This is a genomic window from Bacillus sp. JJ1532 (genome assembly GCF_036965085.1).
GTDB lineage: Bacteria > Bacillota > Bacilli > Bacillales > Cytobacillaceae > Cytobacillus.
This window is the reverse complement of the sequence record NZ_JBALOW010000055.1, coordinates 44,774-60,944: the sequence shown is the minus strand read 5'-3', so window position 1 is coordinate 60,944 and position 16,171 is coordinate 44,774. Positions and strand designations below refer to the sequence as shown.

13 protein-coding genes and 2 pseudogenes are annotated in these 16,171 nt (G+C 42.5%); 7 read left to right on the top strand and 8 right to left on the bottom strand.

Features of this window, described 5'->3' with window-relative positions; translation table 11 throughout:
- Window positions 1–126: 126 nt before the first annotated feature.
- Window positions 127–2,574 (bottom strand): beta-glucosidase, encoded by a 2,448-nt coding sequence (locus V7122_RS18745; protein WP_335485251.1) that lies wholly within the window; start codon window positions 2,572–2,574, stop codon window positions 127–129.
- A gap of 395 nt (window positions 2,575–2,969) precedes the next feature.
- Between V7122_RS18745 and V7122_RS18740 the strand changes: the two are divergent.
- Window positions 2,970–3,138 (top strand): annotated as a pseudogene (locus tag V7122_RS18740) (thiamine pyrophosphate-binding protein); the annotation flags it as partial.
- A gap of 74 nt (window positions 3,139–3,212) precedes the next feature.
- On the opposite strand, the gene V7122_RS18735 reads toward V7122_RS18740, so the two are convergent.
- Window positions 3,213–3,947, bottom strand: a complete 735-nt coding sequence (locus V7122_RS18735; RefSeq protein ID WP_335346067.1) for a glucose 1-dehydrogenase — start codon at window positions 3,945–3,947, stop codon at window positions 3,213–3,215.
- Between the two features lie 209 nt (window positions 3,948–4,156).
- On the opposite strand from V7122_RS18735, the gene V7122_RS18730 reads away from it, so the two are divergent.
- Together V7122_RS18730 and V7122_RS18725 are read left to right on the top strand one after the other, a co-directional pair.
- Window positions 4,157–4,804: a TetR/AcrR family transcriptional regulator gene (locus V7122_RS18730; RefSeq protein WP_335346068.1), complete on the top strand. Its 648-nt coding sequence runs from the start codon at window positions 4,157–4,159 to the stop codon at window positions 4,802–4,804.
- A gap of 5 nt (window positions 4,805–4,809) precedes the next feature.
- Window positions 4,810–5,226: a short-chain dehydrogenase gene (locus V7122_RS18725; protein ID WP_335528203.1), complete on the top strand. Its 417-nt coding sequence runs from the start codon at window positions 4,810–4,812 to the stop codon at window positions 5,224–5,226.
- 135 nt (window positions 5,227–5,361) lie between these two features.
- On the opposite strand, the pseudogene V7122_RS18720 reads toward V7122_RS18725, so the two are convergent.
- Window positions 5,362–5,486 (bottom strand): annotated as a pseudogene (locus tag V7122_RS18720) (DNA/RNA helicase domain-containing protein); the annotation flags it as partial.
- A gap of 99 nt (window positions 5,487–5,585) precedes the next feature.
- Complete coding sequence (locus tag V7122_RS18715; RefSeq protein WP_335528200.1) at window positions 5,586–5,960, bottom strand: winged helix-turn-helix transcriptional regulator; 375 nt, start codon at window positions 5,958–5,960, stop codon at window positions 5,586–5,588.
- A gap of 181 nt (window positions 5,961–6,141) precedes the next feature.
- On the opposite strand from V7122_RS18715, the gene V7122_RS18710 reads away from it, so the two are divergent.
- Both V7122_RS18710 and V7122_RS18705 read left to right on the top strand, forming a co-directional pair.
- Window positions 6,142–7,353 carry an MFS transporter gene (locus V7122_RS18710; RefSeq protein ID WP_335528197.1) on the top strand — a complete coding sequence of 404 codons (1,212 nt, stop codon included), beginning with the start codon at window positions 6,142–6,144 and terminating at the stop codon, window positions 7,351–7,353.
- Between the two features lie 71 nt (window positions 7,354–7,424).
- A complete protein-coding gene (locus tag V7122_RS18705; RefSeq protein WP_335528194.1) occupies window positions 7,425–8,267 on the top strand; it encodes an aldo/keto reductase in 843 nt (280 codons plus the stop codon).
- Window positions 8,268–8,692: 425 nt separating this feature from the next.
- Here V7122_RS18705 and V7122_RS18700 read toward each other — a convergent pair whose 3' ends face one another.
- Complete coding sequence (locus V7122_RS18700) at window positions 8,693–10,294, bottom strand: FMN-binding glutamate synthase family protein (RefSeq protein WP_335528191.1); 1,602 nt, start codon at window positions 10,292–10,294, stop codon at window positions 8,693–8,695.
- 131 nt (window positions 10,295–10,425) lie between these two features.
- Between V7122_RS18700 and V7122_RS18695 the strand changes: the two genes are divergently transcribed.
- Window positions 10,426–12,060: an acetolactate synthase large subunit gene (locus V7122_RS18695; protein ID WP_335528188.1), complete on the top strand. Its 1,635-nt coding sequence runs from the start codon at window positions 10,426–10,428 to the stop codon at window positions 12,058–12,060.
- 12 nt (window positions 12,061–12,072) lie between these two features.
- The gene (locus V7122_RS18690; RefSeq protein ID WP_335345055.1) at window positions 12,073–13,509 is read left to right on the top strand and encodes an aldehyde dehydrogenase family protein; all 1,437 of its coding nucleotides are present in this window, start codon (window positions 12,073–12,075) and stop codon (window positions 13,507–13,509) included.
- Window positions 13,510–13,823: 314 nt separating this feature from the next.
- Here V7122_RS18690 and rlmH read toward each other — a convergent pair whose 3' ends face one another.
- From rlmH to V7122_RS18675, 3 genes are all read right to left on the bottom strand, one after another.
- Window positions 13,824–14,303, bottom strand: coding sequence for a 23S rRNA (pseudouridine(1915)-N(3))-methyltransferase RlmH (gene rlmH / locus V7122_RS18685; protein WP_335528185.1), 480 nt, complete (start codon window positions 14,301–14,303; stop codon window positions 13,824–13,826).
- Between the two features lie 80 nt (window positions 14,304–14,383).
- On the bottom strand, window positions 14,384–14,563 hold the full coding sequence (locus V7122_RS18680) for a CxxH/CxxC protein (protein ID WP_438824796.1): 180 nt from the start codon (window positions 14,561–14,563) through the stop codon (window positions 14,384–14,386).
- A 229-nt stretch (window positions 14,564–14,792) separates the two neighbouring features.
- Window positions 14,793–16,031, bottom strand: coding sequence for a S1C family serine protease (locus V7122_RS18675; protein ID WP_335528181.1), 1,239 nt, complete (start codon window positions 16,029–16,031; stop codon window positions 14,793–14,795).
- Window positions 16,032–16,171 lie beyond the last annotated feature (140 nt).

Sequence of the window (16,171 nt, the reverse complement as noted above, 5' to 3'; positions counted from 1 at the left end):
TGAAGGTGTCGAGAAAAGCAATGAGCCCGCGGGCCTCGGCTTGATTCACCGAGTCCGCGGGCTCACCACCTTCGAGATGCCTAACAATCCCTGCCGGGTCGCCGATGTCATCCCATGGCCAAGGGCCTATCGATGTGATTTATCTTTGCCTTTGCCCTTGCTCTTGTCCCTGCTGAGTTTGAAGTTCAACGGGACGTCCTTTTTTAACGGGGTGTCTGCTGAGGAACCGCCGACATGTACACCGTACTTTCCGTCAGCGGTAGCCCACTTGCCGTCAGCCCAATTCACAAGGTTGTCCGGTTCTTTTGGAATGAAGTAGGAGAACGGGTGATTGGAGTCAGCCTGATTAATCCGCAAAGTCACTCGCTTGCTCTCACCGGGCTCAAGATAAACCTTTTCGAAGTTGACGAGTCGCTTGGCTGGCTGTCCCGCCTCCTCTGGCAGGGTCAAATAGACCTGGGCGGTTTCTTTGCCGGCAACGCTACCCGTGTTCGTCACGGTGAAGGACACGTCAATACCGGACAACGAGCCTCCTGGGCCACCTCCTTCACCGCGAACCCTCTTCACCTTGAGGTTGGCATACTTAAAGGTCGTGTACGACAGGCCGTACCCAAATGGGAAGACAGGCTTCACGTTGTTGGCCTCGTACCAGCGGTAGCCCATCTTAAGGCCCTCTGTATACTGGGCAATTAGCTGGTCGGAACCGTCACCGTACGGGCCAGGGCCTCCTGGCTTGCCAGTGTCTTGACGGGTTCCAGGGAACTGCTTCTCGGTCGCGAAGGCGGCCTCACGATCAGTGGCACCGAACGTCATAGGCAACTTGCCGGACGGATTGACCTTACCATAGAGCAGATTGGCGACGGCATTGCCATCCTCCATTCCCGGATACCAAGCCTCAAGCACTGCAGGGACCTTATCCAGCCACGGCATGAGCACCGTACCGGAAGTTTTCAGGACCACAACCGTGTTCTTTGCGTTGGCTTTCAGAACAGCGTCGATCATCGGCTCCTGCTCCACCCAGTCCACTCGATCCGGGTTCTTGTCAAGGTCGATAGCCGGGAAGCCGAGTGTCTCGCGGTCCTTGGTCTCATGCGGGTTGTCGCCGATCATGAGAAGCACGACATCGGACTCAGCGGCAAGCTTAGCAGCAGCCTTCGGGTCACGGCCATCATTGTACGTCACTTTGGTGCCATAGCCCAGCTCCTTGATCACATTCTCTAGGCCCTGTTTTGGTGTGACCGTATAAGAGGTCACGACGTTCTCATTGTCGTCCCGAACGGAGCGCGGGGACATCTTGGCAATACCAGCGAACCACTCGACGCCGATCAGCGCGATTGACTTCGGCTTGCCGTCCAGTGGCAGGAAGCCGTCATTGTTCTTCAATAGCACAGAACCTTCCTCGGCCATCTTCCGCGCGCTAGCGCCGTTGGCCTTCAGGTCGACAATCTCCGGTAGGAACTTGTTGAAAGGCTCATCCATGTGGCCGTACTCAATCATTTTGATATACCGTGGACGAAGTAGATTGTCAATGTCGTTCTCTGTCACCTGACCCGAGTCAAGGGCCTTCTTGATCTTCTCTTGAGTGTAGTATTGTGGTGCCCAATCGAGCTCGACATTCGTACCCGCCTTGATGGCAGCGACCGTGTTGTGAATCGCGCGACGGTCACTCATGACCCAACCGTCGAAGCCCCAGTTGCGCCGCAGAGCATCTTGGAGCAATTCAGAACTGTCACAGGCATAAATGCCGTTGACATCCGGGAACGAACACATCATGGAGGCCGGGTCAGCATTCTTGACGGTCATCTCGAATGGCAGCATGTACAGCTCATTCATGGCCTTTGAGGGAACCTGGACACCCATCGTCCACCGCTCGGTTTCCTGCTCGTTGCCAGCTAGATGCTTGAGTTGGGCCTGGACCCCCTGTTTTTGGATGCCCTTGACCTGCTCGGTCGCCAGGGTACCAGTCAGGTATGGGTCCTCACTGAAGTACTCATAGTTCCGGCCATTATACGGGTGGCGCACGAGGTTCATGCCCGGTCCCAGCATCACATGATGCGCGAAGGCACGTGTCTCCGCGCCGAGGATTCGACCGGCCTCATAGTTCAGCCCTCGGTTGAAGGTCGCGGCCATAGCCAGGGTGGACGGCAGGCCCGTCGCCACTGGGTCATTGCCACACGATCCGCCCTTCACACCCGTACCACCGTTGGTCATGCGGACTGTGGGGATACCCAGTTCCTCGATTCCACGGATCTGCCGGCCGGTGTCCTGCCACTCACACCCGGGCAGGGTACCCTGAGGCGGGAATACGCCGCTCATATACTTGTTACTACCGCCCCTTTTGATGACGACCGTCTCACCTTTGTCGTTCTCATTGAAGCGCGAGATGGCGATTTGCTGGATCTTCTGTTCCATCGTCATCGCGTCAAGAAGCAGCTTGGTGCGCTCCTCAGCAGAGAGCTTGGTGTTCATCCAGGGCTTGGTCCCTTCCGCTCTACCGTTCATCGTATTAATAGGCATTACTAACGTAGACATGAAGATTATTGCTGTCAATAAAATTGGAAACATTCTTTTCATCTTAATATCTCCCTTACATCTAGTTGTCTATTCGAATTGAAATAATTCATTTCATCTTAATATCTCCTTCACATCTAGTTGTTTATTCGTATTAAAATAATTCGTTTTTTAAACTCTCCTTTACTATCTAGTAAGTCCATTATTAGAGAGATATACTATTACGCTAGTATGACTGGTTAATTGCAGAACACCAACAAAAACCAAGAGAATAGCAATGCTCCTAAAGTCCTAAAAAGGTTTTCAAACACTGTAGCAGCAATGATTTCCAGATAAACAATCAAAATAAATTAAATTTAATAAGCATTATGCTTCATTATTCTTACCACAAGTAAATGAAGTTTTTTTAATAAATTCAGGGGAAAATAGGAAAAAACAAGTTGGTAGAGGGGCGTCGTATGACGAAAGCAACAGATTTACTTGTTCAGTGCTTAGAAAATGAGGGCGTTGAGTATATTTTTGGCATCATGGGTAAAGAAACCCTTGACCTGATGGATTCATTTCATCAATGTTCATCATGAACAAGGGGCAGCTTTTATGGCAGATGTTTACGGTCGACTAACAAATATCCATTTCTATAACACTAAAAAAGCCTCTATAAAAAGGTTATCCCTCTTTATAGAGGTGTTGAAACTACTCTATTACATTGCCGTTAATCCACCGTCAATGACAAATTCAGAACCTGTAGAATAGCTAGATTCATCCGATGCTAGGAAAAGTACCATATTAGATACTTCTTCTGGTTTTGCTATACGTTGAACTGGAATGTGTTTTGCAAACTCTTTTATTTGTTCTACTGCATCACCTTGTGTAACCATTGGAGTTTCGATTACACCAGGGTGAACAGAGTTAACACGAATTCCTAATCCACCAAGTTGAAGAGCTGCCGCTTTTGTAATTCCACGTACAGCGAATTTTGTATCTGTGTACCCTATCGCACCACCAACAAGTCCATTTATGGATGAAATGTTGATAATTGAACCACTTCCTGCTTTTTGCATTGAAGGGATTACCGCTTTCATTCCTAAGAAGACGGATACTTGGTTAATATCAACTATTTTGCGATATTGTTCTTCTGTCATTTCCATTAGTGGAACACTCATGCTGATCCCAGCGTTGTTTACTAATATGTTGATTGGACCAAATGCTTTTTCAGTCTCAGTAATAACTGTGGCCCAGTCATCTGCACTGGTTGCATCTTGCTTCACAAATTTTACGTTTTCTCCTAATTCATTCGCTAAAGCATTTCCACCTTCTTCATTTAAATCTGTGAAGACTACTTTTGCTCCTTCTTTCGCAAAAAGTCGTACATGAGACGCTCCCATTCCCCGTGCGCCACCAGTAATAACTGCTACCTTATTCTCTAATCGACCCATTAAATTTCCTCCATTCTATTCGGGAATGCTTCCGCCGTAATCATTCCCATAAATGTTTTTTATTACGAAACCACTTCATCATAACTTTATCATGATAAATTAATGATAGTCTAACTATCATTAATCAAATTGTAAACGAATTCTGATATAATTGCAAAACAAATAGATTCCATGTATATCTAAAATAGATTCAAACGAAGGAGATTGTTATGGAGGCTTCCAACAAAACTGGATTAAGAGAAAAAAACAGAAACAAACGTTACCAAGGTATTATAAAAACAGCTGAACGATTATTTGCAGATTCTGGATTAGAAAACGTCAAAATGCAAGTTATCGCTGATGAAGAAGGAATTGGCATCGCTACTTTATTTCGATACTTTCCAAAAAAAGATAAATTAATTGTCGCGGTTGCAACATCGATAATGGAAGAAGAGCTTTATCAATTTCAACGAATTGCCAATGAGCCAAACAATGCGTATGAAAAGTTTAGTAAGATATTTGATTACCTAACGGAGAGTGTTACCCACCCATCCAAAAACTCTACGAAGTTTATTGATGCATTCGAAAATTATGTAGCTATATCAAAGGAGCCATTGGAAGATATCGTTATATATGACGAAGTTAGAGAAGAAATCTATGTCTTGATGTTGGGAATTATGCAAGAAGGAGAACTCGATGGATCGATTCGTAAGGAAATAAATATAAAGGAAACCATGATTTCCCTCATAAACAGCTTTGGTTTATTCGCTCGAAAGTTGGCCCTTATGAAATCAGTTAACTATTACGATGTAGAGGTAAAACCGAAGCGACAATTACAGATTATGAAAGAACTCTACTTATCACATATTAAAGCTTAGAAATCATGAATAATGTCCTATTAAATAAAACAACGACAATTGACCGTTGTGTTAAACGTATTCATGAAGTGAACGATGGCAATTCTGCAAACTTAACAGACTTCACAAACTGGACAGTTATAAATGCCTTTGTCCAAGAATTTGACATTAGTGATATTAACGATAAAAAATTATATAATAGCCAGCTAAACGATTACATTACAGTTCATGATGATACCGTTCAAAAATTAATCGAATCTTTATCAATTATGAAAACCTGCTTTCATTCTTTAAATCGACAAGAATTTGGGTTAGTTTATCCTGATATTACGATCATTCCTCCTGAATCATTAGCTTTAGATATTGTATTATCAAATAAAGCACTCTGTCTTTTCGATGAAATCTCAGCATTATGTGAAAAAATTCAACTAGCCTCAAAATAAAATAAATATATGATTCATTTTAGTATATAAATTCAAGACCACCTAAAACATTGTAAAATTTAAGTTTTGGTGGTCCTTTTAAAAAACCGCACCTACTTATGGTACGGTTCCCTCCTAATAATCCTAAACCCTCGATACACCTACATAATCAAACTCCAATCCCTGACATGTATGAATGCAGTCTGACTCATTTACAGAGTCTTCATCGATTACCCATGTCGCAGTGTCCCAAGATTCCAGCTCATTCCAAAATTATATTCAAGAAGGACAAAAGAAAAATGGAACAATTCTGATACAGCAACCACCTAATAGGTTGCTATCTACAGATTAGGAACACACTCTGTCCCAATCCCTCTCATTCATTGTTTTAAATGTTCATTTAAAATACTTTCTTCCAAAATACCAGATGGATCGCCATATACTTTCGTAATATGTTTTTCTCCCCAAGTGCAAAGCGAATTTAAGATGCCTTCTAAGCTCCAGCCATATTCACTAAGCTCATACTCTACTTTTGGAGGAACTTGATTATAAACAATTCTTTTAATGACTCCATCGTCCTCTAATTCACGTAATTGTTGCGTCAACATCTTCTGTGTAATATTTGGCATGAGACGCTTTAATTCACTTGTTCGTTTCTTCCCGCGTGTCAAATGACAGAGAATGACACATTTCCACTTTCCCCCTATCACTTCCAGCGTCGCTTCAACTGAAATATTGTATTTCTTATCCTTCATCCTTTATTCCTCCTCACGCATAGGAACTTAAAAGTATCTATAGCACTTTTAAGTACGTACTTCTCCACTGATTTGATATGTATCATAATAGCATCTATCGGTTGAGTTTGAATGTAATTATTTTTTAGTTTACTAAAAACAAGATCGATCATACATTTCCAAATGATTAAGGAGGAGAAAAATGTCTTTAGATAAAAAACAAAGTACATTCGCACTGCTAGCCCTCGCTATAAGTGCATTTGCAATAGGAACAACAGAGTTTATCAGTGTAGGGCTCTTGCCATTAATAGCGAATGATTTACAAATATCTGTTACGACAGCAGGCTTAACAGTTTCCTTATATGCATTAGGAGTAACATTTGGGGCACCGATTCTAACATCCATTACTTCTAGTATGTCACGAAAATCATTACTACTTTGGATTATGGTTATTTTTATTATCGGTAATAGTATTGCTGCTAGTGCGACAAGCATTGGTGTGTTACTTGTTGCTCGAGTCTTTTCTGCCTTTTCACATGGAGTTTTTATGTCCATTGGCTCTACCATCGCTGCAGATTTAGTACCAGAAAATCGAAGAGCTAGTGCCATATCCATTATGTTTTCTGGACTCACGGTTGCCACTGTAACAGGTGTACCATTGGGAACATTTATTGGGCAACAATTTGGTTGGAGAATGGCCTTTATCATCATCATTGGCGTCGGAGTTATCGCCTTAATCGCGAATAGCATTCTGATTCCATCTAGATTACGAAAAGGTACTCGTACAACGGTTCGTGATCAATTCAAATTAGTGACAAATGGGCGCTTATTACTTTTATTTATAATTACCGCCTTAGGTTATGGAGGAACATTCGTTGTCTTTACTTACCTATCTCCCATATTACAGGAAATAACAGGATATAAAGAAGGAACAGTTGCAGTTATTCTTCTTGTATATGGGATTGCGATCGCTATTGGCAACATGGTAGGTGGAAAGTTATCTAATAACAATCCAATTACGGCATTATTTTACATGTTTATTGTGCAAGCAGTGATACTATTTATCCTCATGTTTACGGCACCTTATAAAATAGCAGGATTGATTACCATTTTCTTAATGGGGGTTCTCGCTTTTATGAATGTGCCTGGATTACAAGTGTATGTGGTCATGTTAGCAGAACGATTTGTACCCACTGGAGTAGATGTGGCGTCGGCCATCAATATTGCTGCATTTAACGCGGGAATTGCCATTGGATCCTACTTAGGTGGTATTATTACAGACACTATTGGACTGATTCACACCTCTTGGGTAGGTGCACTTATGGTATTGATAGCTGCCATCCTTGCAGGTTGGAGTGCATCCCTTGAAAGAAAAGACCAAAGAGGGAATAAATTGAAGGAGGCGGTTTCCTAAGTAATCAATGTGTGAAATCACCAAATATGAACGATCTCATTTTCTTAATAAAAATTGGAGGTTTATTTATAATGGTTAAAAACTTACAAGATACAATTACTTTGCATAATGGTGTAAAAATGCCTTGGTTTGGAATTGGAATGTTTAAAGTAGAGAAAGGGCCTGAACTGGTTAATGCCGTTAAATTTGCAATTAAACATGGGTACCGTAGTATTGATACAGCAGCCATTTATGAGAATGAAGAAGGCGTTGGTCAAGCTATCCAAGAAGGGATAAAAGAAGCAGGGATCTCTAGAGAAGAACTATTTATCACATCGAAAGTTTGGAATTCTGACTTAGGTTACGAATCAACTATAGCAGCTTATGAAACAAGTCTAAAGAAACTTGATCTTGAGTATTTAGATCTCTATCTTATTCACTGGCCTGTAGTAGGTAAATATAAGGAAGCTTGGCGTGCATTAGAGACTCTTTATAAAGAAGGAAGAGTAAAGGCTATTGGAGTAAGCAACTTCCAAGTTCACCATCTTGAAGACTTAATGAAAGATGCCGAAATTAAACTGATGATCAATCAAGTAGAGTACCACCCACGTTTAACACAAACAGAAATACAAAACTATTGCCAACAACATGGGATTCAGTTAGCGGCCTGGTCCCCTTTAATGCAAGGCCAACTATTAGATAATCCGACCTTACAAGAAATAGCCAATAAACATAACAAAGCCGTTGCTCAAATTATTTTACGATGGGATTTACAAAATGGCGTAGTAACCATTCCGAAATCTACAAAAGAACATCGAATTGTTGAGAACTCAACCGTATTCGACTTCGAACTAACTGAGGAAGAGATGCAACGAATTAACGACCTGAATCAAAATCATCGAGTCGGGCCTGATCCTGACAACTTTGATTTTTAAATTAATTCTTAATTGTCAAAGTGAACGTCTAATGTATCCCTCGTCACTTTGATTTAAACATCCTCATTTACTTATGGTACGGTTCACCGCAACGCATCAAAATGAGGTTCTCTTGGATTTCAAAAAGAATTCTAAAATTAAAGCGCCTAAAACCCGTTCATCTCACTTCCTTTTAAATAAGAATTCTTGTCCTTAATTAAGTAAAGTAAAATAAGGGGAGATTTTCCGATTATGCAAAGAAAATCCCCCATTTTCACGTTTTTCGAGTCAATAGGCGGAATCTATCCGTCTATTTAAGCGATTTTTGACTATTCACCTGATCGGGTACTTAACATGATCCCCCAACCGATAAGAGCGGATACTCTTGATCCCAGATGCAGGAATCAACATCTCAAAATTTCGGGGAGGGACAGGCACGGACAGTTTTACCCAGCATCCACTTGTTCCTGGATTTCTTTTAAAATTCTTTCAAGTGATGTCACGACGCCTTTTTCGTCCTTGTAGCTGATATGTTGCGGCCGGAAATGAATGGGAGAGTCAATGCCCGCCGCTGCTGAAATTCGAAACAATCCCTGTCTTAGGGTAACTAGGTAATTTACTACCCGAAATTTCTTTTCATCAATGACAAGTGCCTTTTGGAGATTAGGGTCTGTTGTCGCAACGCCGACTGGACAGGCGTTTGAATTGCATTTCAAGGTTTGGATACATCCAACCGTGATCATAAATCCACGCGCGATGTTGACTAGGTCAGCCCCCATAGCCAGAGCGATGGCTATTCGGTCAGGGGTGAATAGCTTGCCAGAGGCAATGATTTTGACCCGGTCACGGACCCCATATTTTTGTAGAGTCGCGACTAAAATGGGCAGGGCTGATTTAATTGGCAAGCCTACAGTGTCAATTAATTCCTGATAGGATGCCCCCGTACCACCTTCACCGCCGTCAACCGTTATAAAATCAGGTCCTTTTCCGGTATCGCGCATATACTTGGCTAATTCTTCGACGCTGTCATTCCCACCAACCACAATCTTCATTCCTACAGGCTTGCCGGTATGTTCACGTATTTTTTCAATAAATTCGCACAGTGAACCCACATCGCTAAATTGGTGAAAGCGGTTTGGACTATCAACAGATTTCCATGCCTCTACCTTGCGAATCTCCGCGATTTCCGGAGTTACTTTTTCACCGTCAATATGGCCGCCGCGTGTTTTGGCTCCTTGAGCAAGTTTAAGTTCAAAGGCTTTTACTTGGGGGATTTCACTTTTCCTTTTCAACTCGTCCCAATCAACCTCGCCATTTTTATCTCGAATCCCAAATAGGCCTGGGCCAATCTGCATGATGATATCGACCCCTCCTTCTAAATGATAAGGGGATAATCCACCTTCACCGGTATTCATCCACGCGCCTTTTGCCAATGCCAATCCTTTTGATAAGGCAGTAATGGCACTTTTTCCAAGTGCTCCATAACTCATTGCCGACATGCCGATAAGGCCTTTCAGAACAAATGGAAATTTGGTGTCCGGGCCAATGACGACGGCATCATCATCATGCAATAACTGGGCGAGCGAGTCCTCGTCCTCCCATTTTTCCTCACGTTGGGAAAAAAGCGGGTCCTTCAATAGGATGTATCGTTTCGTAAACACTTTTGTTTCACGGTCCATTTTTATTTCTTCGGCAAGTCTAGGGAACATCGCGTTGCGGATATAGAGACCTTCCTCATCAAAATCCCGTTTTGATCCAAATGCAACGACATCCCTTTTGTATTTAGCACTTTTAACAATATGCTCATATTCGTCGCGTGAAAATGGCTTCCCTTCCGTATCACTGTTGAACCAATATTGGCGAAATTCCGGACCTATTTTTTCTAAAAAATAACGCATCCTGCCAAGCGCGGGATAGTTGCGTAAAATCGAGTGGGCCTTTTGATTACGGTCAAATATGTATAAGTAAACAAGAAAAATAATAAGCCCGAGAAGAATAAGCGCTCCTAATCCTATTACTATTACAATCAAAATATTTGCGATATACACTGAATCCAGCCCCTTAAAAAGACATATGGGCTTAATTTATACAGGTTTTAATAGTTTATACATTCCTACATATTTCTCCCATTATGAGGGAAAATAAGCAAACGAAAAAATTAGGAAATGGGGGCGATGAATTGAAAGCTTCGGATTTATTTGTGAAATGTTTAGAGAATGAAGGGGTTAAATACATATTTGGGATCCCCGGCGAGGAGAACACTGATTTCGTTGATTCTCTGATTGAGTCAGATATTGAACTAATCCTTGTTCATCATGAACAGGCGGCTGCATTTATGGCTGATGTATATGGCCGCTTAACCGGTAAACCCGGTGTTTGCTTAGCCACACTTGGGCCGGGTGCAACCAATTTACTAACCGGAATCGGGGATGCCTTTCTTGACCATGCACCGCTTGTCGCCATCACAGGTCAAGCGAGTTTGGAGAGAATCCATAAAGAATCCCATCAATATGTAGATATTGTCGGTGTTTTTGATAAAATCACCAAATGGAATCAACAAATTCGGGTAGCCCACACGATTCCGGAAATCGTCCGTAAAGCATTTAAACAAGCCGTACTGGAGAAACCTGGCGCTGTTCATATTGAGCTTCCTGAGGATATCGCCATGCAAGAAACGGAAGGAAAGCCACTTCCAGTATCGCAAAAGCCATCTTCCAGTCCTTCAAGAAGTTCTTTGAACAAAGCAGCCGAGGCAATAAACCGTTCGAAAAAGCCAATTATTTTAGCAGGAAACGGCGTGATTCGCGATGAGGCTGCCGTAGAGTTAAGACAGTTTGCCGAAGCAAAAAATATTCCGGTCGTAAACACCTTTATGGCGAAAGGCGTTCTGCCAGCCAATCATCCTTTAACACTATATACAGTAGGAATGCAAGCCAAAGACTATGTTCTTTGCGGATTTGATCAAGCGGATTTAATTATTACGGTTGGCTATGATTTTGTAGAATACTTACCAAAATATTGGAATGACGAGGCCGGGAACGGAATTGTTCATATTGACAGCCTTCCAGCGGAGGTCGATGCCTACTATCCACTTGAAGCTGAATTAGTTGGGAATGTGAAGGAAGCACTAGAGGCGTTAAGCCCTTTGGTTGAAAAGAAAGAACTGTGGCCGGCAGTTGTGAAGTTAAAGGAGCAGCTGGTGGAAAAATTGCATGCTTCCGATGAGCTGTCAGGAAGCCCCGTGAAACCACAGCGAATCATTGCCGATATAAAAAAAGCAGAAAAAGGCGAAGCCATTATTATTTCAGATGTTGGGGCCCATAAATTGTGGATTGCCCGCTTGTATCAGCCTGAAAAGCCAAATCATACGATTATCTCAAATGGCTGGGCAACGATGGGTATTGCCGTACCTGGAGCTATTGCCGCGAAACTTGCCCATCCGGAAAAACCAGTAATTGCGGTAACGGGTGATGGTGGTTTCCTCATGAATGGGGTCGAGCTTGCAACAGCCAAACGGCTAGGACTAGCGTTTGTGGTCATTATTTTTCATGATTCGAAATTTGGCTTAATCGAATGGAAACAGCTGAATAAATTTAATCGGTCAGCGGATATTGAATTTACAGATCCAAACTTTTTAGATTTTGCCAAAAGCTTTGGGGTAAAAGGGATGAAAGTGACTCATTCTGATGAATTGCTTCCCATGCTTGAAAAAGCACTATCGAGTAACGAAATTGTGCTGATTGATGTGGATGTTGATTATTCGGAGAATGTCAAGTTATCAAAAACACTTGGTGATTATATTTGTAAATTATAGGAGGTTTATCAGGTGAAAAAGAAATGGCAATTGTGGATTGGCGGAAAATGGCGAGAAGCAAAAACGTATGAACCTTTATATAGTCCCCATACAAATGAGTTTCTTTCAGATATTGGCCAGGCAGAGCCAGCCGATGCCATAGAGGCGATTGTCGAGGCAAATGCGGCTTTTCAAAAATTTAGGAACTATCCGGCGCATGCCCGTGCCAAAATTTTAGCAAAAGTCGCCGATATCCTGGAGGAACGAAGCTTGGAATGTGCGGAAATCATGGCGCTAGAGGGTGCAAAATCCATCCGTAATGCTCGCGAGGAAATAAATCGCACAGTGCAAACCTATCGTTTCGCAGCAGAAGCCGCCAAGAGTAATTACGGGGAACAAATTCCGATGGATGCAGCTGAAGGCGGGGAAAACCGCTTTGGATTTACGATTCGCACGCCAATTGGTGTGGTGACGGCTATTACCCCGTTCAATTTTCCGTTTAATCTTGTTGCCCACAAGGTCGGGCCGGCCATTGCTGCAGGGAATGCGATCGTGTTGAAACCAGCCGAACAAACGCCGATTTCTTCTTTATTTTTAGCAGAGGCTTTTAAAGAAGCGGGGCTGCCGGACGGAGTGCTAAACATTATTCCGGGCAAGGGGGATGTTTTAAGTGAGGCATTAACCACACATCCCTATGTAAAAAAGGTGACCTTTACGGGGAGTGTGGAAGTCGGTCATATCATTCAGCAGCAGGCCGGGTTTCGCAAACTCACACTTGAACTTGGGTCTAATTCACCCTTTATCATCGACGAAGGTGTCGATATTGACCAATTGATCGAGCGATCGGTCATGGGGGCTTTTTCCTATAATGGCCAAGTGTGTATTTCAATTCAGAGGATTTATGTCCATCAATCCTTATACGGCGAATTCTTGGAGCGATTCGTCAGCAGAACGAAGCAACTGGTGATTGGTTCACCACTGGATGAAAAGACGAATATCACCGCGGTTATTTCGAAAAAGTCTTTAGATCGTCTACAGAGCTGGATCAATGAAGCCGTTCAGGAAGGCGCGAAAATCGAATGCGGTGGAACGGTGGAAGGCAATGTTTTGGCACCAACGGTTCTAACCAATGTGAACCGTGATTCAAAAGTGTCTCGTTTTGAAGTTTTCGGACCAGTCGTTTGTATTGCACCGTTTGATACCCTGGACAATGCAATAGCCGAAGCAAACGATTCCCGCTACGGTTTGAATTCCGGAATCATCACGCCAAGCATTGAACGTGCCTTCTATGCGGCCACCCGCTTGGAAACAGGCGGTGTCATTGTGAACGACATTCCCACCTACAGAATCGACAATATGCCCTATGGCGGCTGGAAAGACAGTGGCGTAGGCAGAGAAGGCGTTAAATATGCCATGCGCGAAATGATGGAAGAAAAATTCATCAGCTTAAAATTCAGCGACAACAATTAAACCGGGGAAGGTTCGAAACAAGCTATAACCTTTCTACCTGGGCTTTTCTAAAAACATATTAAAAAATTCAGGCTAACACTCCGCATGACTTTTTCTATATATATACCAACATGTAGCTTAATCAAACTATCAAGCACTCTTCAACCATGGTGCATTTCAGCATTGAGGGTTCCGTTTTGAGGTGCTTTTCTTAAAATACGTGCCGAAATGGCAGTCGTATTGGCATCGTTATTGGTATATAAAAAATAAGACTCGCCAAGCATGGCGAGTTTCTTTATTAGGAATACAAAAACCTTATTTATATAAAACCGCACTTACTTATGATACGGTTCCCCCCGATTTATCCTGTAAGCCCGATAAACCTGTTCCACTAAAACCAACCTCATCAACTGATGCGGAAACGTCATCTTTGAAAAACTCAATTTCTCATTAGCCCGCTTCAACACATCCTCACTCAACCCCAGCGATCCGCCAATTACAAACGCCACCTTACTCTTCCCATATGTAGCAAGCTTGTCCAACGTGTCAGCAAGCTCCTCCGATGATTTCATCTTCCCTTCAATCGCAAGAGCAATCACATGGGCATCCGGATTAATTTTGGCTAGAATCCGCTCGCCTTCCTTTTGCTTCACCTGCAGCATTTCAGTCTCACTCAACTCTTCTGGTGCCTTTTCATCTGGAACTTCAATAATATCCATTTTGGCATAAGCAGATAATCGCTTTAGATATTCATCGATTCCCTGTTTTAAATACTTCTCTTTTAACTTTCCAACGGTAACTATCGAGATATTCACAAGTCATCCTCACTTTACAAACAAGATATCAACAGGAGTTATCCACATATCCACATTTTCTATCCACATATTGTGTGAGATCATTCGTTCGCCACAAGATATATTGCCTGATTTCGACAATATTCACAGGGTGTTGATAACTTTTCCTCGTCTGAAATTTTCGTTAACATTGGAAAGGTCTCATACTCATCAACGATTGTATCTATTGCTATATCAACATGTTCGTCACAGCTGTATATGATTTGCTCGTTTTCTTTCATGCTCATTCCACCTAGTTTCTAAAATTGTATTGTGGATAATTAAAAATCCACATCGTTTTTCAGTTATCCACATTTCATCTTAACAAAACAAAAACAAATGTGAAAGCACCCTCATTTTTTATATAGCCAGACCTGCAAAAAGTTATTCACAGTTTAAGCCTTCTCCATTCAATTTCAAAAAAACAGGAGAGCACTTGTCGCTCCCCTGTCTCAAATCCTATTCACTTATTTAAAACGTTTCCCCGCTCAGTTTTACCGTTACTTCCTGAAGCTTTCCATCGCGGTAGAATTTCACTTTCATTTGGTCGCCGACTTTCTTTTTATTGTAAAGGTGCTTTCGAAGGTCTACGACATCTTTGATTTGTTCTCCATCCATTTCAACGATTACATCGAGCTCCTGCAATCCCGCTTGTGCAGCTGGTGAGTTTGGCACAACCTGCCTTAAAGCAACACCATAGTTCACATCTCTTGGCAGCTTCAATGCCTCCTGCTGATAGTAAGATGGGATTTCGTTAACGGATTTTAAATCTACACCCATATATGGCCTTTTGACATCGCCGAATTTTTCAAGATCATTAATAATCGGAAGTGCGGAGTTGATTGGGATCGCTAAGCCGATTCCTTCAACTGCACTCTGGGCAATTTTCATGGAGTTGATTCCAATGACCTGCCCTTTAATATTGACTAAGGCTCCGCCACTGTTACCAGGGTTAATCGCTGCGTCTGTTTGAAGTACTTCGGCATTCCAGTCAATGACGCCATCACGGTTAATATCTACTGGAATGGTCCGCTCTAATCCAGAGATAATTCCTTGTGTCACTGACCCTGAAAAGGTTGGACCAAGTGGATTTCCAATGGCGATTACCGGTTCTCCCGCTTTTAAGGAATCGGAATTTCCAAACTCGGCAATGGCTTTTACGTCCTTCGCATCAATTTCCAGGACAGCAAGATCCGTCCAAATATCACTGCCTCGAAGCTCGGCTGGAACCTTCGTCCCATCCGCTAGTGTAACCTCTAGCTTACTAGCATTCTCCACTACATGATGATTCGTGACAACAAAAGCTTTATTTCCGGCCTTTTTATAAATGACGCCTGACCCTGTTCCAGCAGGCTCTTCCACGTTTCCACCGTTGCTGCCTTCACCCCAGAAGCCTGTTGTTTGAATATTGGATACCCCGACAACCGCATCACCTGCTTTATCTACCGCTTTCGTTACGTCTGAAACGACATTTAGAGAAACATTTTCAGTAGGAATATTTGCGTTATTATTATTGGCAGCACTCTCTTCTAACTGCGAATCTGGCTGAACAGAATAAGGCAATACATTAAAATCAGCTAATTTCGGGATGGCAATAATTACAAGAATGGCACCTAGAATTGCCCCAACAAGGCTCGCTAGAAAATAACCGCCCCTATTTCCCTTTTGCTTCTTATACTGGTTTTGATAATCTTGATCATAATAACCCACACTGGACCATTCCTTTCCTTTATTTCATTTAGAAACTTCTTACAAGCTCTATTTAAAAGGTGTCAAATATAAGTGCTAAGTTCTATTCTTCCACCTTATTTATTATTATACTCGCCTCTTTTAAAGAATCTATTGAAATG

Bases quoted from the DNA above. Each gene is read 5' to 3' on its own strand.
- V7122_RS18715 (WP_335528200.1), bottom strand. From the start codon at position 5,960: ATGAAGGATAAGAAATACAATATTTCAGTTGAAGCGACGCTGGAAGTG.
- V7122_RS18680 (WP_438824796.1), bottom strand. From the start codon at position 14,563: ATGAAAGAAAACGAGCAAATCATATACAGCTGTGACGAACATGTTGAT.
- V7122_RS18705 (WP_335528194.1), top strand. From the start codon at position 7,425: ATGGTTAAAAACTTACAAGATACAATTACTTTGCATAATGGTGTAAAA.
- V7122_RS18730 (WP_335346068.1), top strand. From the start codon at position 4,157: ATGGAGGCTTCCAACAAAACTGGATTAAGAGAAAAAAACAGAAACAAA.
- V7122_RS18725 (WP_335528203.1), top strand. From the start codon at position 4,810: ATGAATAATGTCCTATTAAATAAAACAACGACAATTGACCGTTGTGTT.
- V7122_RS18735 (WP_335346067.1), bottom strand. From the start codon at position 3,947: ATGGGTCGATTAGAGAATAAGGTAGCAGTTATTACTGGTGGCGCACGG.
- V7122_RS18745 (WP_335485251.1), bottom strand. From the start codon at position 2,574: ATGAAAAGAATGTTTCCAATTTTATTGACAGCAATAATCTTCATGTCT.
- V7122_RS18710 (WP_335528197.1), top strand. From the start codon at position 6,142: ATGTCTTTAGATAAAAAACAAAGTACATTCGCACTGCTAGCCCTCGCT.